Genomic DNA, 17,216 nt, shown 5'->3' with positions numbered 1-17,216 from the left:
GAGCCTACTTCGAGGGAAGCGCGTCCCAGTTCTGGACCAGGAAAGCCGTGCCGGTTGGGGCGCACTCTCCCAGCTCCGTGTTTTCCGGTGAGTTGCCTCCACCGAATGCGAATTGCTGCCCAAGGCTGATGGCTGTTCCGTCGGGCAGAACCACCCCGGTCCCTGTGATGAGGGTTCCGCGGGGGAAAATGAGGCCGCTGGAACTGCCGTCGGGGTCCACACGGGCTATGCATCCGCCACCGTTCAGGCCGAGCGTTCCCGTGTTGAGGGCATCCATCTGGTTCTCCGCTTCCGGGTCCGTAGCCACGGCCGCTTTGTTGCCGTTGGCGCCGGTGACGATCCGGGCTTCGAAAGTCGGCATCCGGACGCCCGTGACTTCAGGCAGGGGGGAGCTGACGGCGGGCTCCGCCGGCTGGACCACTTGCGAGGATGTCTCGGTGACCGCCACCCCAACGATCACGGCAGCGGCAACGGCTACCAGGCCGAGCCCTGCCACCAGCCTGAGCCGACGGGAAGGCGACTGCTCTCCGGAGCTGCCGACGGCGAGTTGTTCCGCATCAGTGCGCATGACTGCGAGGCTTCTTTCCCGGCTTCGGGCCAGGTCTTCTTCGGTGACTGCCAAGGCGGGGTCGGCTGCGGAGAGGCGAGCCAGCGTTTCCTTGCTGTTCATTGCTGCACATCCTCTATGGCTGGATCTGTCCGAAGTAGCTGGCCTAGTGACTTCCGCGCCCTGTAGAGACGCATCCGGACGGCCGTGCCACTGACACCGAGGAGCGCTGAAACCTCGACCGAGCTGAACCCGTCCCAATAGGTCAGGAGGAGTACCTCCCGCTCCTCCGGCTTGAGCTGGTCCAACGCCTCAGTGAGGGCGCCGCCTTCAGAACCCGGGAGGGGGATCCGCTGTTGCCCCAGCTGCTGGGTGAGGTTAAGGGAGCGCAGGTTTGAACGGTAGTGGTTGCGGAGGACGTTCCGGGCTATGCCGAACACCATCAGGACGGATAGTTCCTGGTCAAGGGACTTCTCCCATGCGATCCGAAAAACCTCTGCGCATAGGTCCTCCGCCGCGGCTACCCCTTCCGTTCGACGAAGGAAGTACCGGTAAACCTGGTCATGGCAGGCCGCGTGTGCTGCCAGGAAATGCTCTTGCCTGGCCGACTCCACACGATCCCCCTGCTCCGTTTGCGAGCTCATACCCGGTTAATGTCCGGCAGTAGGAAGAATGTAACCAACTTCCGAAAAATAGGCGGAAGGCACGACGTCGGCACCCAGTGGGATTGCCTCCGTCATGCGGTCCTCCTGGTCAGCCGGGTAGTGCCGGGCAGCCTAACAGCGCCGGGTGACGGGAGGGTGAACAGGCCCCGGATCAGCTGAGCGACGCCGGTATCCCGATCCAGTAGCGCCGGAAGTCGCGGCCGTCCGTTCCGGTTCGAACGTCCTCAAGCACTCCGCCGCAGCGCTCAATTGTCTTGGCGGAAGCCTCGTTGGCGTCATCACAGGTCAGGAGGACGCGTTCCGGCTCCCCCTGCACCGACAACCGGTCACAGACCTCCCGCAAAGCCCACGACGCCGCTCCCCTCCCCCGATCGGACGGCCGCACGCCATAGCCTATGTGGCCCCCGGAGTTAAGGAGGTACGGGGTGAGGTAGTGACGGAAGGCAACGGCTCCCACATACCTTTCGCCCTCGATAATCCAGCGGTAGGTGCACGGAACAATGCCGTCCTTCTCGGGTGCATGCTCGGCATCGGTCAGCCGTTTCACCCATGCCGCAAAGCCTTCCCGGGTGCTGACGTTGTCGTCCGGGAACAGTCCCGCGCCGTCCTGGTGGGCGCCGTCCCATTCGCCGTGGGACTCAATGAAGGACTGATGGAAGGACACGTCGGGAGCTACGAGTTCGAACATGCAGACGACTCTATACGGAGAGCAATCCCGCGCCGACCCGCCCTTTGGAGACAAATCTACTTTCTTGTCATATACATGACTTATCCCGTAAACACATCGCTGCTCAACCAACCGATCGGAATGCAGATGCCCGGAAAAGGAACTACCCTCTTGACGGCGGCCACCACAGTACTGCTCATGACGACCGCAGGCACCGCGGTTGCGGCCGTGCCCACCAATGCGGCACGTACGACGGCGGCCAGCTCCGCACCGGACATCGAGGCGATGATTGCGCGAATGTCCCTGGACGAAAAGATCGGCCAGATGACCTGGACCCACGTCTACGGCTCGTCCGCGGATGACACGTCCATGGCGGCAAGCAACCAGGAACGGTACGGCGTTAACACCCCCGGCGAAGTGGTGGAAAAGTACAACCTTGGCGGCGTCCTCTATTTCGCGTGGTCCGGCAACACCAACAACCCCCGGCAAGTCGCGGGACTTTCCAACGGCCTGCAGAAACGGGCGATGGGAGCTGACGGAAACGGCATTCCCCTGGCGGTAACCATCGACCAGGAAGGCGGCCCCGTTGCACGCATCGGACCCCCTGCCACAGTCCTCCCCGGGAATATGGCCCTCGGCGCCACGGCGGACAAGGACCTCGCCCAGGCACAGGGGACGATTCTCGGGTCTGAGATGCGTGCCATGGGCATCAACGTGGACTTCGCCCCGGTGCTTGACCTGAACTCCAACCCCGACAACCCGGTCATCGGAATCCGCTCCATGGGTGAGGACCCCGCCCTTGTCAGCTCCTTGGGTGTCGCGCAAATCAATGGGATGCAATCGCAGGACGTCGGAGCTGCCGCCAAGCACTTCCCCGGGCATGGCGACACCTCAGTGGACTCCCACTACGGTCTTCCCACGGTCACCTATAACCGCGAAACGCTGAACAAGCACCTTCAACCGTTCAAGGCGGCCATCGACGCCGGCGTGGACATGGTCATGACAGCCCACATCATCGTCCAGGCCATCGATCCGGACATGCCCGGAACCCTTTCGCATAAGGTACTGACCGGATTACTCCGCGATGAACTCGGGTTCAAGGGCCTGGTCACCACGGACGCCCTGGACATGGCAGCCATGGCAGCGGAGTGGCCTCAGGAAGAAATAGCGGTCAAAGCCATCCAGGCCGGCTCGGACATCCTCCTGAACTCCCCCGATGTGGACGCGTCGTTCGCAGGGGTTCGCGCCGCCGTCGGGTCCGGTGAACTGAGCGAAAGCCGCCTCGACGAATCCGTACGGCGGATCCTCGAATGGAAGGTCAAGCGGGGAGTGTTCAAGCAACCCCTTACGGATACCGCCAGCGTGGACAGTCTGGTCGGCACGGCAGGGAATCTGGCAACGGCCAACCAGATCTCGGACCGCGCCGTTACCTTGCTGCGGAACCAGGATCGCGTGTTGCCGCTGGCCCCGGGCACTTCGGTACTGATGGTGGGGTCCGGTTCAGGTTGGCCCGAACTGGTAGGGCCCAAACTGAAGGACCAGGGATTTGCTGTCACCGAAGACTACGAAAACGGGAGTTCGCCCTCCAACGCATATAGGGCGCGGGCTGTAGCGGCGGCCAACAAGGTGGACGCAGTCGTCTTCACCTCGTACAACGCAACGTCCAACGCGGCCCAGCAACAGATGGTGGCCGAGCTCGCCGGGACCGGTAAACCCGTCATCGTCATCGCCACCCGTAATCCCTATGACATCAGCGTTTTTCCGGGAGCTGCGGCAGTGCTGAACAGCTACGGGACAACGAACGTCAATTTCCACGGGGTGGTGCGGGCCATCGCCGGCACAGTGAACCCCGCCGGCAAACTGCCGGTCAACATACCAGCAGCCGACGGCGGCGGCGTCCTTCTGCCGCTGGGCTTCGGTTTGAGTTACGACACCGCGACGCCGGCAGCCGTCACGTTTACGGACAAGCCCGGTCGCGGACAGGACTCCTACGCCATCCCCGCGGCGGTGGGGGTCAACTACGTGATTGATGGCAAGGTGATCGCCGCCGGGACCTACAGGAAGCCCGACGGAACGGTGACCGTCACGGCAGTTCCCGTGAAGGGCTACGTCTTTACCGAGGGCGCCGTGACCCGGTGGAACCACACGTTCACCACGGGACGCCCAACCCGTAGCTAAACCACGGAAGAGTTTGCCAGTGCCACCGTGATGAGCAGGGCAATCCCGAACATCGGCAGGCAAAGGACCATGTTTGTCAGGCGGTTGTCCCTCATCACGGCCACGAACTCCCGGAGGAAAGCACTGGGGACGAAGTATCTGGCCGTCGGGGCACCCACCACTTCCGCGTCGATCTTCTGCCGACGGGAAAGGAGCGCCGCGCGGAGCACATGGTAGTTGTTGGTGCACACCAGCAACGGTCCGTGGATGCCCTTTGCCGCCAGGAGTGCGACGGAATTTGCCAGGTTTTCGCGGGTCGTGGTGGCCTGGTTTTCCTCCAGGACGTCACCGTCCGCGGCACCTTTCGATACCAGGTACTCCTTCATTGCCGCAGACTCCGGCCGGGGTTCGTCCGGGCCTTGGCCCCCGGAAGGCACCAGTACAGGCCTGACGGGAGTGACGCCGTCGTAGATTTCCAGGGCCTTGTTCAAGCGCGCGGCGAGAAGCGGCGGGACCTTGCCGTCGATCAGGCCGGAACCCAGGACGATCACAGCTGCCGGGTTGGGACTGAAACGCATCCGCGAGTACACCAAGGCGTATCCAAGGAACACCACGAACGCACAGCCAAGGTAGGCGCAGAGGAAGAACGCCAGGGCCGCGATACCGGCCAGGACGGGTTGCCCGCTCAAAACGAAAAGGAAAGCAACAACGGGTGCCAGGAAAACTGCGAGTCCCACGGCAATCGGGAGGAAGCTGGTGATGCCCGGACCTTCCCGGCGGACCATCGTGATTCCGTTGGCGATCAGGAAGGACGCGAACACGAAGATGCTCACGACGGGGACCACCAGAACCACGAGGTTCAGCCACTCGAACCAAGGGTTAAGGGCGACCAGGAAGTTCAGGATCGTCTGGAGGAGGAACCAGATGGATACCAGCAGCAGCACGCCATTACGCAGCCTCCGGCGGTCCGACTGGTAGGAGGCGAGGAAGAGGCCCGCGAAAAGAAGTCCAAGGACCAGGTTCAGCATGCTCCAAGCCTATTCGGTGCCGTGGCTAGGCCGTTTCGCGGATGATCAGCTCCGTGGGAATCGTGACTGCGGCCGGCCGTTTGCCGCTGATGACGTCCAGCAGGAGGCGGACCATCTCTTCGCTGATGCGATCGAACGGCTGGCGAACCGTGGTGAGCGCTGTTTCCCGGGAGTCATTGATGTCGTCAAAGCCGACGACGGCGACATCACCCGGAGTTGTTAGGCCGGCTTCACGTAGTACGTCCATCGCGCCAAGCGCCATGAGGTCATTCGCGGCGAAGACGGCATCAATGTCCTTTGCCCGGGCCAGGAGTTCGCTCATCGCCTTCGCTCCGCTTTCACGGCTGTAGTCGCCCTGGGCGATGAGAGCCTCATCAACACCTTCACCATGGTGGTCGCGGTACGCTTCCAGGCGTCGGGTTCCACCCGAAGTGTCCGCAGGGCCGGCGATGGTGGCAATCCGCTGCCGACCGCCGTCGCGCAGGTAACGCAAAACGTCCCGGGCGCCCTCGTAGTCGTCGGCCGACACGTAGCCCATCTTCTTTTCGAACCCCAAGGGAACGCCACAGGCGATCGCCGGAATACCAGCAGAAATGATGTCGGCAATGATGCCCTTCCGGCTTCCATGGGAGGAGACCAGCAGGACACCATCCACATGGCCGGCTGTGAGGAAGTCCGTGGCGCGGCGCTGTTCGTCGTCGGTGCCAGCCAGGATCAGGACCATCGGAATATCGTGCACTGCCAGCGCGTCCGCCGCACCGCGCATCAACACAGCGAAGTTGGGGTCTTCAAAGAGCCGTTCCTGGGTCTCGGTGAGTAGGAAAGCCACGGAATTGGCCCGGTTGGTTGCAAGGTTCCGGGCATGGGGATTGACCCGGTATCCCGTCTTCTTGATGGCTGCGTTGACAGCCGCGAGGGCTGACGGGCTGACCCAGTGCCCACCGTTGAGAACCCGTGAAACAGTACCTCGGGAAACGCCGGCTTCTGCGGCCACATCGTCGATCTTGGGCCGCGGCTTGGGGGTGGCGTGAGTCATGACCACAGCCTACCTATCGCTAGGCCTTCACGGCGCCAGCGGCAAGATCCACCTTCCAATAGCGTTGCAGGAGAAGGAACATGATCACCAACGGAACGATGGATAGCAGGGCACCCGCAAGAACCAAGGTATAGAGCGCGGGCGCGGAGGCCCCCTGGTTCAGCAGCCCGTTAAGCCCAACCGTGATGGGAAACAGGTGGTCGTCGCCAAGCATGATGTACGGCAGCATGAAGTTGTTCCAGATCGCCACGAATTGGAACAGGAAGATGGTAACCAGGCCCGGGAGCATCATGGGGACGGCTATGCGGTTGAATATGTACATTTCCTTGGCACCCTCTGTCCGCGCGGCCTCGATGACATCGCCCGGAACCGAAGCAGCAGCGTAGATGCGGGCCAGGTAGATGCCGTAAGGGCTGATGATCTGGGGGAGGAGCACCGACCAGTAAGTATTGGTGAGCCCGGCCTGGGCGAGCATCAGGTACTGCGGGATGGCCAGGATCACGCCCGGGACCAGCACACCCATGAGCAGGACCTTGAAGACCCCGGATTTGCCGGGAAAGTCGTATTTGGCCAGGACGTAGCCCGATAGCGCCGACACCCACGTTGACACGATGCCTCCGACGCCCGCGTAGAGGGCAGTGTTGAGCATCCAGCGCCAGAACAGGCCGTCGCGGTATCCGGTGAGCTCCACAATGTTGTCCCAGAGATGCGTACTGGGCGCCAATGTGAAGGTGGAGAACAGTTCGGTGCCGTCCTTGCTGGCGGCAGCCACCACCCAGACCACGGGGAACAGGCAGTAGAGCGCACCAAGGATCAGGATGCCGGTGGACAGATAGCTCGGCTTTTCCTTGGCGTACTCCGCCCTGCCGGACGTGGCAAGGGCGCGGCGGCTTTTCGGGGGCGTAGCCAGGGCAGTCATGGTCAGTTCTCCTGTCCAAAGGCCCGCTTCTGCACAATGCGCAGGAACAGGAAGGAAATGATGAAGGTTGCCAGGGCGATCACGATGCTGGTGGCGGCAGCTGAGAAGACATCGTTCCGTGTGAACGCATCACGGTAAACGAGCATCAGCGGGGACCAACTCGTGGAAAGGCTGTTGGCCAGCGGACGCAGCGTGGTGGGCTCGGCGAAGACTTGGAGCGTTGCGATCATCGAGAACAGCGCGGTCATCACAAGGGAAGGGGCAATGATGGGGATTTTGATCCTGATGGCGGTCTGGATTTCAGAGCAGCCGTCCAGCTTGGCCGCCTCATAGATTTCGCTGGGAACTGCCTTGAGCGAGGTGTACATGACAATCATGTTGAAGCCCACGCCGCCCCACAGGGCGATGTTGCAGATGGCGAACGTGACCAGGTTGGGATCCAGCAGCGAGGGCAGTTCCATGCCGAATTGGCGGGCCAGGAAGTGGAAAGGGCTGACACCGGGCAGGTAAAGGAAACCCCACAGGAGTGAGCTGATCACTGCCGGGACCGCGTACGGCAGGAAGATCGCCGTGCGAGAGAAGCTACTTGCCCTGGTGCGGCGGGAATCGAGAAGGAGCGCGAACAGCAAGGCAAAGCCGAGCATCAAGGGAATAAGGATGAGCCCGTAGGTCAGGACACGAAGAACACTTCCCAGGAACTCAGGATCCGTCAGAGCACCGACGTAATTGTCCAGGCCGGCGAAAGCCGTACTCTGCGAACCTTTCCCGAGGCCCAGGCCGCTGACTTTCTTTTTCTGGAAGCTGAGCACCAGCGTGTAGATGATGGGCGCTGCCATAAAGACAAGGAACAGGACGATGCCCGGGGCGAGCATCGCGTATGGGATGAGCACCCGGGACTTGAAATTCTTGGCCCGCCTGGGGGTTTCGGATGTTCTGCCGGCCGCCGGACCGGGCTTGGTTGCGGTCATTGCCACGGGTGCACTTCCTTGTTTTCGAAGAGGTTGACGAGCGTTGCTGCGGGAGGACGTTTGTCCGTCCTCCCGCAGCTGAGGCGGCTACTTGACGGTGAAGCCGGTCTTCTTCAGGTCCTCGACGGTGACCTGCTGCATCTTGGCGACGGCATCCAGGAAAGCACTCTTCTGCTTCGACTGGGCGGCCTTGGCGAACTGGTCGTTGTAGGCGTTGTAGGCAACGTTGACGTTGGGGCCGTAGGTGAAGGAACCCACGTTCTGCGCAGCCTCGCCCACCACCTTGTAGAAATCCGGCTGGTTGGAGAAGAAGGCAGGGGCCTCAGTGAGCGAAGATTCGGCGCCCGCAGTGTCCGCGGGATAGATCCCTGTCTCCTTGACCAAGGCCTTAACGGCCTCGGGATCAGTGTTGAGCCAAGTGGCGAACTTGGCCGCGGCGTCCAGGTTCTTGGATTGCGAGGTGACCGCGGTTGACGAGCCACCCCAGTTCCCTGTGGATGGCTTGGATGCATCCCATTGCGGCATGGGCGCTGCTTTCCACTTGCCCGCCGTGGCACCCGCGTTGCCTGAAAGAACACCCGGACCCCACGCTGCGCTCAGCCAGCCAACCTGCTTGCCGGTGTTGAGCGCAGTGTTCCACTCCGGTGTGTACATGGGCTTGTTGTCGATGATGCCCTCTTCTACGAGGCCACCCCAGTAGCCTGCCACCTTCTGGGTGGGCTCTTCGGCAATTTTGACGTTCCAGGCGTCGCCCTCAACGCCCCACCAGGAAGCTCCAGCCTGTTGTGCCATGCCGGTGAACCAGCCGGCGTCGTTGGACGAGAACGTTCCCAGGTAGGCCTCGGGGTCGGCTGCGTGAACAGCTTTGGCGGCTGCAGCGTACTCTTCCCACGTAGCGGGGACTGCGATGCCCAGCTTCTCGAAGATGTCAGCACGGTAGTAGAAGACCATCGGACCGGTGTCCTGCGGAACCGAGTACAGCGCCTCGCCGCCCAGGGTCACGGAGTTCCACACGCCTTCGGGGAAGTGGCTCTTGGTTTCGTTCGCGGCAGTACCCGAAAGGTCGGCGAGGGCATCTGCTGCCACCAATGTGGGGATCTTCTGGTATTCGGCTTGGATGAGGTCCGGAGCCCCGCTGCCTGCTTTGACGGCGGTGAGCAGCTTGGTGACGGCCGGGTCGCCGCCGTCCTGCTTGTTGACGGTCACGTGGATGTTGGGGTTCTTCTCATTCCAAAGCTCCACCACCTTGTCCAGGTTCGGGGCCCAGGCCCAGTAGGTCAATTCCACCTTCTGGTTGGGGTCGCTGGCAGCAGATTCCTGGCTGCCGGCGGTGGATCCTCCGGAACATCCTGCGGCGAGCATAGTGGCCGCTGCGAGCATGGCTACGGCGCCTGCACGAAATGACTTGCGCATTTCGTCCTCCTTGTCGAAAAGCTGAATGGGTCTGACTGGTTTCACCGCTCATCCGAACTGGAGTCGCATGACTGTGAGCGGTTCCAGTAATTCACAGCATTGTGATCCATGTCAACAATGTTTTCTCTGTGGTGCAGAGAATTTGTCTGTGATATTACTGGGAGCGCACACAGTTCTAAGGAGATCACTCGATGACAGACGTCCTGCAGGCCCCCGCCGTCCAACGCGCGGCGGCGCCTTGGCTCCAGCGCCCGGCAGGCCTTTGCTACGGCGGGGACTACAACCCCGAGCAATGGCCCCGCGAGGTCTGGACGGAGGACATCGCGCTGATGAAAGAGGCCGGGATCAACCTGGTCAGCGTCGGCATCTTCTCCTGGGTCCTCCTGGAACCTCGTGAGGGCGAATACGACTTTGAGTGGCTGGACCACCTCATGGACATGCTCGCCGATGCGGGGATCAGCGTGGACCTTGGCACCCCCACCGCAGCACCCCCTGCCTGGTTCTGGAAGAAGTACCCACAGGCACGGCCCGTGACCCGGGAAGGGGTGACCTTGGGTATCGGATCGCGAGGCATGGCCAGTCCCAGCTCGCCGGAGTACCGCCGCGCCGCCACCAACATCACCGAACAGCTCGCGCGCCGGTACGCCTCCCACCCCGCCCTGGTTCTCTGGCATGTCCACAACGAATACGGCGCACCCGTCAGCGACTCCTACGATGAGCAGTCCGTTTTGGCCTTCCGCGACTGGCTTCGCAACCGGTACGGGACCCTGGATGCACTCAATCAAGCGTGGGGCACCCTCTTCTGGGGTCAGAAGTACGGGGAATGGGACGAAATTGATGCACCACGGCTTTCAGCCAGCGTCAGCAACCAGACCCAGCGCCTGGACTTCCACCGTTTCACTTCGGACGCCATGCTGCAGTGCTTCGTTGCCGAGCGGGATGTCATCAAGAAGTACACACCGGACCTGCCGGTGACTACCAACTTCATGGCAACCAACTGCCTGTCCCCCAACTACTGGGCATGGGCCAAAGAAGTGGACATCGTTGCAAACGACCACTACCTCGTTGCCCAGCGCACGGACAATCACGTCCTCCTCGCGATGGACGCCGACCTCACCCGCTCATTGGCAGGCAACCGGCCATGGATGCTGATGGAGCATTCCACTGGTGCCGTGAACTGGCAGGGCAGGAACATCGCCAAGCGCCACGGCGAGCTTGCCCGCAACAGCCTTTCCCATCTGGCCCGCGGCGCGGACGCTGTGATGTTCTTCCAGTTCCGTGCGTCACGCTACGGCGCGGAGAAATTCCACTCAGCCATGCTTCCGCACGCCGGAACAGGGACCCGCATTTGGCGGGAGGTGTTGGACTTGGGAGATGACCTCCGAAAGCTCGCACCGGTCAAAGGCTCCACCGTGTCCTCGAGGGTGGCCATCCTTTGGGACGTCGAATCGTTCTGGGCGCAGGACCTTGAATGGCGCCCCAGTAGCGACCTCGACCATCGCGAACGGATTGAGTCCTTCTACTCAGTGCTGTGGAACCGTGGCATCAGTGTCGACTTCGCCCACCCCGAAGCAGACCTCTCCGCCTACGACCTGGTCCTGGCCCCGGCGCTCTACCTGGTGGGAGACAAGGCCGCTGCCAACCTGAGCCGCTACGTTGGTGACGGCGGCCATCTTATGGTTTCCTACTTTTCCGGGATCGTGAACGTCAATGACACCCTCCCCTCCGGAGCTTCCCCTGGTGGGCTCCGCGATGTCCTTGGACTCGAGATCCACGAATTCCTTCCGCTTCGGAAGTCGGAAATCGTGACCCTGGAGAACGGCGCCAGGGGATCGGTCTGGTCTGAGGAAATCCGTCCCGTCACCGCTTCGGTCCTGAGCCGCTACGTTGATGGCCCAGCGGCCTCCGGCCCGGCCATTACCCGTAACGCATTCGGCAAGGGGCTGGCTTGGTATGTCTCCACAAAGCTCGACGGCGGTCACCTCGCCGACGTCGTACTGGACGCCGTGCGGGCTGCGGGGATCGAACTGGGAGCACAGCCTCCTGCCGGGTTGGAGATTGCATCACGCAGCTCAGAGAAAGGAGCTTTCACGTTCCTCATCAATCACGCTGACACAGATGCTGAATATCCGGCGACCGGGCTCAACCTCCTCTCGGGGGAAACAGTGGACGGAATCGCCCACATCCCCGCCGGCACCATCTGCGCTATCCATACCCCGGCCGAACGGAACTAGCTCCGCTTTACCCACAGGCCGCCGGTCCGGACCTCGGTCCGGGCCGGCTCTCCAGTAGCCACCGTGGAAATCCGATCCCCGCCGGGCTCCACTGCCCGCCTGCACCACCGTCGCAAGAAAGGTGCCCCATGAATAACGCCAATGACGCTTCGGTCGAAGTCCGGGTTGATACCGCATCTCAGATCGAAAGCATGCTTGAGGCCGCCATCGAGAAGCTACAGCCGATGGCCACACTGAGCCGCCAAGGCATTCTGGTGACTCGCCTGGACCCCGGGCACTTCAGCATCTCCGTGAGCGACGCGGTCCCCTTCGGCGTGACCCGCGAGCGCACACGCTAAAGCCCTGGAGCTAGTCGCAGTGCGTTGGTAGCTTCGACCTATGGCCATCAAACTTGAAAACGTCGGTATTGCGGTTCGGGATATCGAAGAAACCATCGCCTTCTTCACGGACCTCGGCCTTTCGGTGGTCGGCCGTGACACGGTCAGCGGTGAGTGGGCTGATACCGCCGTCGGACTTGACGGCAACCACGCGAAAATCGCGGTGCTCCAAACGCCGGACGGCGAGGGACAACTGGAACTCTTCGAGTACATCCATCCGGATGCGATCGAAACGGAACCGACGCTGCCGAACGAGATCGGAATGCACCGGGTGGCCTTCTCCGTTGACGACATCGACGAAGCTCTTAGGATCGCCGCCAAGCACGGATGCACTCCGCTTCGCGGTGTGGCCACCTACGGGGACGTCTACAAGCTCACGTACCTCCGCGGACCCAGTGGGATACTCGTGATGCTTGCCCAGGAACTGAAGACGAGTTAACGCTCGCTTCCACTCACACCTTGTGTGCTGTCACCAGCGCATCCGGCTTATTCTGAACGACACCCGCTGCTGTTTCCACCGGCAGTCCGTTCCGGATCCAGTACTCGATGCCGCCGATCATTTCCTTGACCGGATACCCCAACTCGGCAAACGCGAGCGCAGCGAACGTGCTGCCGTTGCATCCTGGACCCCAGGAATAGACCACTACTTGTGATCCGGCCGGGATCAGCTCGGCTGCCAGCTCCGGAATCCGTGCGGTAGGGATATGTACGGCACCGGGAATATGTCCGTGGTCCCACGACGACTGCCGGCGGGTATCCACTACCACCAGGAATCCCGGTGGGGCTTCAGCCACTTCCATGACGTCAATCTCACACTGCAGCTTGGCGCGGAAGTACGCTGCGGGATCGAGGCTCATGCGAGCTTCGCCAGCTTGGCACTTGCCCGGCGGGATCCCAGCTTGGCGGAGATGCGAAGGCTCGTCTCCGCTGCCATGGGCCCAACTTCCCGGACGCGCTTGGCGGTCATTCGTGAGGACAACGAGGAAACTGAGAGAGCAGCCACTACGTGATCGTCATGTCCGAAGATCGGAGCGGCGACGCAGCGGACTTCCGGCTCGTTTTCCCGATCGTCAATGGAATATCCACGGCGCCGTATGGCCTCGAAGTCAGCGCGAAGCAATACCGGATCGGTGATGGTCTTGTCTGTGAGGGGTACCAATTCGCCCGCCATGATGGGAGCCACCACCTCTTCTGGACTGAACGCCAGCATGGCCTTCCCGACGGCGGTGCAGTACGCCGGCATGGTGGCGCCGACCCTCGATGCCATGCGTACTGTGGCCTCGTCCTCCACCTTGTCCAGGTAGACGACGTCATGCCCGGAAAGCACCACCAGGTGGCAGGTGCTTTCCGTGGCACGCATGAGGGCGCGGAGTTCTCCGTTGGCAACGCTGCGCAGGTCAACCCGGTCAAGGTAGGACTGCCCCAGGCGGAGGCAGCCGTGGCCCAGCCGGAACTTGCCCGTCTCATGGTCACGCTCCAACAGGTTTTCCTCGAGCAGCGGAGCGGCCAAACGCAGCAAGGTGCTCTTATTCAACCCGGATAGCCGGGCAAGCTCCACCAACGCAAGGCCATCACCGTTGCCGGGCTCCTCGGCCACCACCGTCAGCAGGGCCAGTGCCTTGCGCAGCGAGGCCGAGGAGTTGCGGATCTCTTTGCCTTCAGTAGTCACTCAGTTCCTCACGAGCTGCTCTGCGTCGTAATCGCGTTTCCAGCCCTCAACACCAGGGCGCTTCTGCCATGGCGCGGGGCCCTCCAAAGGACGGTACTCCACACCCATGGCCTCGAGCCGTGCCAGGTGTGCACCTGTGAGCCGGTTCAGGAACTCATCGTAGTCCCGGTTTTCCGGGTTGGACCAGAACACTTCGGCGATGGCGCTAAGGCGGGGAAACGCTGCGAACTGCACGCGGCGCGGTGAGTCCAGATGCTCGGTCCAGATGTTGGCTTGCGCTCCCAGCAGGCGGCCGGGGAGGTCCTCGTTCCCAACTCCGGGCAGCGGCTCGAACTCATAGACGGCCTGCAGCGTCGTCACAAAACCAACGGGCACCGGCTCGTCGTCGCCATCGGCTTGCCGGTGGTCCAGGTACAGCTTGTGCTCAGGGCACATCACTACGTCATAGCCCTTGCGGAGGGCATCAATCCCGCCCTCGTATCCCCGCCAGGACGCCACGAGTGCGCCGTCCGGGAGGCCGCCGTCGCCGATTTCATCCCAGACGGAGGTGGCGCGGCCGTGGCTCTGCAGGTGCAAAGCGAGCTGCCCGACGAACCAGCTGTGCAGGCCCGAAACATCCTCCAGGCCCAACGCGGCAGCCTTGGCTTGCGCCTGGGCGCTGGCTTGCCATTGGGTGAGCGGCACTTCGTCTCCGCCAAGGCTTATCCACGGTGAGGGGAAGATGTCCACCACTTCGTCCAGGACGTTGCGGTAGAACTCCAGCGAGGTCTCAGAAACTTCCAGCACCGTCTCGTTGATACCCCAGCGCGGCCAGACCTCCACAGGCGCTGAACCCTCGGCCGGGCCCGCCCCAAGCTCCGGGTACGCAGCGATAGCGGCTTGGCTGTGCCCCGGAACATCGATCTCCGGAATGACCGTGATGTGCCTGTCAGCGGCGAAAGCCACGATCTCACGGAGGTCATCCTGCGTATAGAAACCGCCGTGCGGACGCCCGTCGAAAACACCGGCACGCCAGGATCCCAGCGACGACTCGCGGCGCCAAGCACCCGTCTCAGTCAGCTTTGGATAGCGGTTGATCTGAATCCGCCACCCTTGGTCATCCGTCAGGTGAAGGTGCAGGATGTTCAACTTGTGAGCAGCCATCACCTCGATGAACCGCAGCAGGTTGTCCTTGGGCATGAAGTGCCGTGCGACGTCCAACATGGTCCCGCGGTAACCGAAGCGTGGCTTGTCCTCCACCTGTACCCGCGGCAGTGGCCACGCTTCGGCAGGAGCAACCGGGGCCTGGCGCAACGCTGCCGGTCCCATCAGCTGCAGGAGGGTTTGAGCAGCATAGAAGGCGCCAGCGGCGCCACCGGCGGAAATCACGACGGCGTCCCCCACCTCCAGGCGGTACGCCTCGGCATCGAGTGCGGGGTCAAGCAGGAGTCGGATGCCCGCATCACAGGGCGACACAGGTGCGAGGTCCCACCCGGTGGCTGCCCCCAAAGCCCGCGAGAGCCAACGCCTCGCCCCGCTCAGTTCAGGCTCGGCACCCACCGTTGTTCCGGCGTCGAGCACCAGTTCGCCGGTCCCCGCGGAGAAGGACCACGGCGCAGGGACCAGCTGAGGCAGCGCGCTCATCCCTTCACCGCCCCAGCAAGTCCGGACACCAGCTTGCGCTGGACAGACACGAAGAAGATCAGCACGGGAATGGTCATGATGACCGAACCGGCCATGATGGCGCCCCAATCGTTTTGGTCGGGCTTGAAGAACGTCAGGAGTGCCATGGGCAGCGTCTGGTTCTCCTGCGCGGAAATGATGAACGTCTTGGCAAAAAGGAAGTCGTTCCACGTGGAAATGAACGAGAACACCGAACACGCCACCACACCGGGGGCCACCAGTGGGAACAGGATGGAGCGGACAAATCGGAAGCTGCTGGCGCCGTCCAAGCGGGCCGCCTCTTCAACTTCCAGTGGAACAGCGGCCACGAAGCCCCGCAGCATCCAGATGGCGAACGGAATGCTGAAGCCAACATGCACCAGCACCAGCGAACCCAACTGGTTCAGGCCCACCAACGGGATGGCCTCGCCGGCATTGCGGAGCAGGAAAAACAGCGGAATCGTGAGGGCTTCAACGGGCACCATCTGCGAAACCAGGATGATAACCAGGAGCTTGGTCCGCATCTTGAAGTTGTAGCGGGTCAGGGCCACCGCAGCGAGGAACGCAAGGACCGTGGACAGCACGACCACCACCAGTGCAACGATCACGCTGTTCAGGAAGTACTGACCAAAATCGTTGACACCCAGGACGCGCCCGAACGAGTCCAGCGACGGTTCCAGCGTGTACGGAGCTGCATCGCCGGCGTCGAGCGCTGTCTTGGGCTTCAACGCGGACAGCACCATCCAAAACAGCGGGAAGGCGACGATCAACGCGATGACGATCGCGGCCGCATCGGCGCCGAAACGGCGTTTGCCCTGCTTGCGCAGCTTCTGCGGGGCGCCGGCCTTGGTATTTCGGCGTGCGGGCGATGAAATGTCTACGGCGGTCACAGGGCCTCTCCTGTTCGCTTGAGGATGCGGAGGTAAACGAGCGTGATGACCATGAGCAACGCGGTCATGATCACGCCGAGCGCGGAGCCGAGGCCATAGAGGCTCGCCGCGAACGCCTGCTGGTAGCCGTAGACGTTGAGCACCAGGTTCTGGCCTGCAATGCCACCACCGTTGGTCATGATGTAGATCTGCGAGAAGATCTTGAAGTTCCAGATGATGGACTGGATGGTCACCACGATCACGATCGGACGCAGCATCGGGAGCATGATGCTGCGGGCAATGCGCGGCATTGAAGCACCATCGATCCTGGCAGCCTCAATGACCTCGGTGGGGATTGCCTGGATGCCCGCGTAGACAGTGACAAGGACGAACGGGAACGAGCACCACACCACTTCGCTGGCCACGAGTCCGAAAGCCGACCATTTGTCGTACGTCCACGAGTAGCCCTGGAACTGAGTCAGGCCGATCGAGACCAGCGTCTTGTTGACCAAGCCGAGAGTGGGCTCGAACAGGAACAACCACACGGCACTGCCCGTAACTGCAGGGGTGGCCCAGGCCCCGAGCGACACTACGAAAAGCATCGAACGGACCCAGGGACGCAACCTTGTTGCCAGCACAGCCAGCGAACTGCCCACCAACAACGTGAAGACCACGCAGGCGGTAGCGAACACCACGGTGTTGCCCAGGACGGTCCAGAACTGCGGATCAGCGAAGAGCTTCTGGTAGTTCCCGAGGCCAACGAAGTTCAGTGGTGCTTTGCCGCTGACCTGGGCTTGGCGGTAGTCGTACAGCGAGACGTTGATCAGCTGGAAGATCGGATAGCCCAGCAGTGCGATCAGGACAATGAAGGCCGGGGCCAGGTAGAGCCAAGGCTCCAGCCCACGCTTTCCGTTGGAGAAACGCTGGGACTTGCGTGCCGCCGTCGTCGATCCTTTTTCCGGTGTACCGCCCTGGGGCGCATCGGGCAGGACCGGGGTGAGCGCTGTCATGCTGCGCCTCCGGGAT

17 protein-coding genes are annotated in these 17,216 nt (G+C 62.3%); 4 read left to right on the top strand and 13 right to left on the bottom strand.

What is annotated here, in order from left to right:
* Positions 1-4: 4 nt before the first annotated feature.
* The 3 genes from ACNQOP_RS06830 to ACNQOP_RS06820 form a co-directional block, all read right to left on the bottom strand.
* The gene (locus ACNQOP_RS06830) at positions 5-670 is read right to left on the bottom strand and encodes a hypothetical protein (RefSeq protein ID WP_257369846.1); all 666 of its coding nucleotides are present in this window, start codon (positions 668-670) and stop codon (positions 5-7) included.
* Positions 667-1,191 (bottom strand): RNA polymerase sigma factor, encoded by a 525-nt coding sequence (locus ACNQOP_RS06825; RefSeq protein ID WP_257369847.1) that lies wholly within the window; start codon positions 1,189-1,191, stop codon positions 667-669. Before ACNQOP_RS06825 ends, ACNQOP_RS06830 begins: the two co-directional genes overlap by 4 nt.
* A 172-nt stretch (positions 1,192-1,363) precedes the next feature.
* Complete coding sequence (locus ACNQOP_RS06820) at positions 1,364-1,900, bottom strand: GNAT family N-acetyltransferase (RefSeq protein WP_416403753.1); 537 nt, start codon at positions 1,898-1,900, stop codon at positions 1,364-1,366.
* A gap of 75 nt (positions 1,901-1,975) precedes the next feature.
* Here ACNQOP_RS06820 and ACNQOP_RS06815 point away from each other — a divergent pair, with 75 nt between their 5' ends.
* Positions 1,976-4,057: a glycoside hydrolase family 3 protein gene (locus ACNQOP_RS06815; RefSeq protein ID WP_416403752.1), complete on the top strand. Its 2,082-nt coding sequence runs from the start codon at positions 1,976-1,978 to the stop codon at positions 4,055-4,057.
* Here the strand turns inward: ACNQOP_RS06815 and ACNQOP_RS06810 are convergent.
* The 5 genes from ACNQOP_RS06810 to ACNQOP_RS06790 form a co-directional block, all read right to left on the bottom strand.
* Positions 4,054-5,064 carry a YdcF family protein gene (locus ACNQOP_RS06810; protein WP_416403751.1) on the bottom strand — a complete coding sequence of 337 codons (1,011 nt, stop codon included), beginning with the start codon at positions 5,062-5,064 and terminating at the stop codon, positions 4,054-4,056. The genes ACNQOP_RS06815 and ACNQOP_RS06810 overlap by 4 nt on opposite strands.
* A gap of 25 nt (positions 5,065-5,089) precedes the next feature.
* Positions 5,090-6,100: a LacI family DNA-binding transcriptional regulator gene (locus tag ACNQOP_RS06805; RefSeq protein ID WP_284987384.1), complete on the bottom strand. Its 1,011-nt coding sequence runs from the start codon at positions 6,098-6,100 to the stop codon at positions 5,090-5,092.
* Positions 6,101-6,119: 19 nt separating this feature from the next.
* Entirely contained in the window at positions 6,120-7,019 is a 900-nt protein-coding gene (locus ACNQOP_RS06800; RefSeq protein WP_416403750.1) for a carbohydrate ABC transporter permease, read from the bottom strand.
* A gap of 2 nt (positions 7,020-7,021) precedes the next feature.
* A complete protein-coding gene (locus ACNQOP_RS06795) occupies positions 7,022-7,987 on the bottom strand; it encodes a carbohydrate ABC transporter permease (RefSeq protein WP_284987470.1) in 966 nt (321 codons plus the stop codon).
* 87 nt (positions 7,988-8,074) lie between these two features.
* Positions 8,075-9,400 carry an ABC transporter substrate-binding protein gene (locus ACNQOP_RS06790; protein ID WP_284987382.1) on the bottom strand — a complete coding sequence of 442 codons (1,326 nt, stop codon included), beginning with the start codon at positions 9,398-9,400 and terminating at the stop codon, positions 8,075-8,077.
* 191 nt (positions 9,401-9,591) lie between these two features.
* On the opposite strand from ACNQOP_RS06790, the gene ACNQOP_RS06785 reads away from it, so the two are divergent.
* The 3 genes from ACNQOP_RS06785 (at position 9,592) to ACNQOP_RS06775 (ending at position 12,450) form a co-directional block, all read left to right on the top strand.
* Positions 9,592-11,634, top strand: coding sequence for a beta-galactosidase (locus tag ACNQOP_RS06785; protein WP_257369857.1), 2,043 nt, complete (start codon positions 9,592-9,594; stop codon positions 11,632-11,634).
* Positions 11,635-11,762: 128 nt separating this feature from the next.
* Positions 11,763-11,972 (top strand): hypothetical protein, encoded by a 210-nt coding sequence (locus ACNQOP_RS06780; protein WP_257369858.1) that lies wholly within the window; start codon positions 11,763-11,765, stop codon positions 11,970-11,972.
* Positions 11,973-12,012: 40 nt separating this feature from the next.
* Positions 12,013-12,450 (top strand): VOC family protein, encoded by a 438-nt coding sequence (locus ACNQOP_RS06775; protein WP_416403749.1) that lies wholly within the window; start codon positions 12,013-12,015, stop codon positions 12,448-12,450.
* A 13-nt stretch (positions 12,451-12,463) separates the two neighbouring features.
* Here ACNQOP_RS06775 and ACNQOP_RS06770 read toward each other — a convergent pair whose 3' ends face one another.
* From ACNQOP_RS06770 to ACNQOP_RS06750, 5 genes are read right to left on the bottom strand one after another with little or no spacing between them, the layout of a single operon-like run.
* Positions 12,464-12,868 carry a rhodanese-like domain-containing protein gene (locus ACNQOP_RS06770; protein ID WP_416403748.1) on the bottom strand — a complete coding sequence of 135 codons (405 nt, stop codon included), beginning with the start codon at positions 12,866-12,868 and terminating at the stop codon, positions 12,464-12,466.
* Entirely contained in the window at positions 12,865-13,680 is an 816-nt protein-coding gene (locus ACNQOP_RS06765; protein WP_416403747.1) for an IclR family transcriptional regulator, read from the bottom strand. Before ACNQOP_RS06765 ends, ACNQOP_RS06770 begins: the two co-directional genes overlap by 4 nt.
* Entirely contained in the window at positions 13,681-15,303 is a 1,623-nt protein-coding gene (locus ACNQOP_RS06760) for a beta-N-acetylhexosaminidase (protein WP_416403746.1), read from the bottom strand.
* On the bottom strand, positions 15,300-16,211 hold the full coding sequence (locus ACNQOP_RS06755) for a carbohydrate ABC transporter permease (protein ID WP_416403745.1): 912 nt from the start codon (positions 16,209-16,211) through the stop codon (positions 15,300-15,302). The genes ACNQOP_RS06760 and ACNQOP_RS06755 overlap by 4 nt, the downstream gene beginning before the upstream one ends.
* Positions 16,208-17,200, bottom strand: coding sequence for a carbohydrate ABC transporter permease (locus tag ACNQOP_RS06750; protein WP_416403744.1), 993 nt, complete (start codon positions 17,198-17,200; stop codon positions 16,208-16,210). The genes ACNQOP_RS06755 and ACNQOP_RS06750 overlap by 4 nt, the downstream gene beginning before the upstream one ends.
* Between the last annotated feature and the right edge of the window lie 16 nt (positions 17,201-17,216).

Source organism: Arthrobacter sp. LFS091 (genome assembly GCF_047977885.1).
Lineage (GTDB): Bacteria > Actinomycetota > Actinomycetes > Actinomycetales > Micrococcaceae > Arthrobacter.
Note: the sequence above shows the minus strand (reverse complement) of the source record. Positions and strands in the feature narration are given on the sequence as shown.

Coding starts and splice junctions, on each gene's coding strand:
- ACNQOP_RS06785 (WP_257369857.1), top strand. CDS start 9,592: ATGACAGACGTCCTGCAGGCCCCCGCCGTCCAACGCGCGGCGGCGCCT.
- ACNQOP_RS06810 (WP_416403751.1), bottom strand. CDS start 5,064: ATGCTGAACCTGGTCCTTGGACTTCTTTTCGCGGGCCTCTTCCTCGCC.
- ACNQOP_RS06750 (WP_416403744.1), bottom strand. CDS start 17,200: ATGACAGCGCTCACCCCGGTCCTGCCCGATGCGCCCCAGGGCGGTACA.
- ACNQOP_RS06820 (WP_416403753.1), bottom strand. CDS start 1,900: ATGTTCGAACTCGTAGCTCCCGACGTGTCCTTCCATCAGTCCTTCATT.
- ACNQOP_RS06815 (WP_416403752.1), top strand. CDS start 1,976: ATGACTTATCCCGTAAACACATCGCTGCTCAACCAACCGATCGGAATG.
- ACNQOP_RS06800 (WP_416403750.1), bottom strand. CDS start 7,019: ATGACTGCCCTGGCTACGCCCCCGAAAAGCCGCCGCGCCCTTGCCACG.
- ACNQOP_RS06805 (WP_284987384.1), bottom strand. CDS start 6,100: ATGACTCACGCCACCCCCAAGCCGCGGCCCAAGATCGACGATGTGGCC.
- ACNQOP_RS06775 (WP_416403749.1), top strand. CDS start 12,013: ATGGCCATCAAACTTGAAAACGTCGGTATTGCGGTTCGGGATATCGAA.
- ACNQOP_RS06770 (WP_416403748.1), bottom strand. CDS start 12,868: ATGAGCCTCGATCCCGCAGCGTACTTCCGCGCCAAGCTGCAGTGTGAG.
- ACNQOP_RS06830 (WP_257369846.1), bottom strand. CDS start 670: ATGAACAGCAAGGAAACGCTGGCTCGCCTCTCCGCAGCCGACCCCGCC.
- ACNQOP_RS06825 (WP_257369847.1), bottom strand. CDS start 1,191: ATGAGCTCGCAAACGGAGCAGGGGGATCGTGTGGAGTCGGCCAGGCAA.
- ACNQOP_RS06795 (WP_284987470.1), bottom strand. CDS start 7,987: ATGACCGCAACCAAGCCCGGTCCGGCGGCCGGCAGAACATCCGAAACC.
- ACNQOP_RS06780 (WP_257369858.1), top strand. CDS start 11,763: ATGAATAACGCCAATGACGCTTCGGTCGAAGTCCGGGTTGATACCGCA.
- ACNQOP_RS06760 (WP_416403746.1), bottom strand. CDS start 15,303: ATGAGCGCGCTGCCTCAGCTGGTCCCTGCGCCGTGGTCCTTCTCCGCG.
- ACNQOP_RS06790 (WP_284987382.1), bottom strand. CDS start 9,400: ATGCGCAAGTCATTTCGTGCAGGCGCCGTAGCCATGCTCGCAGCGGCC.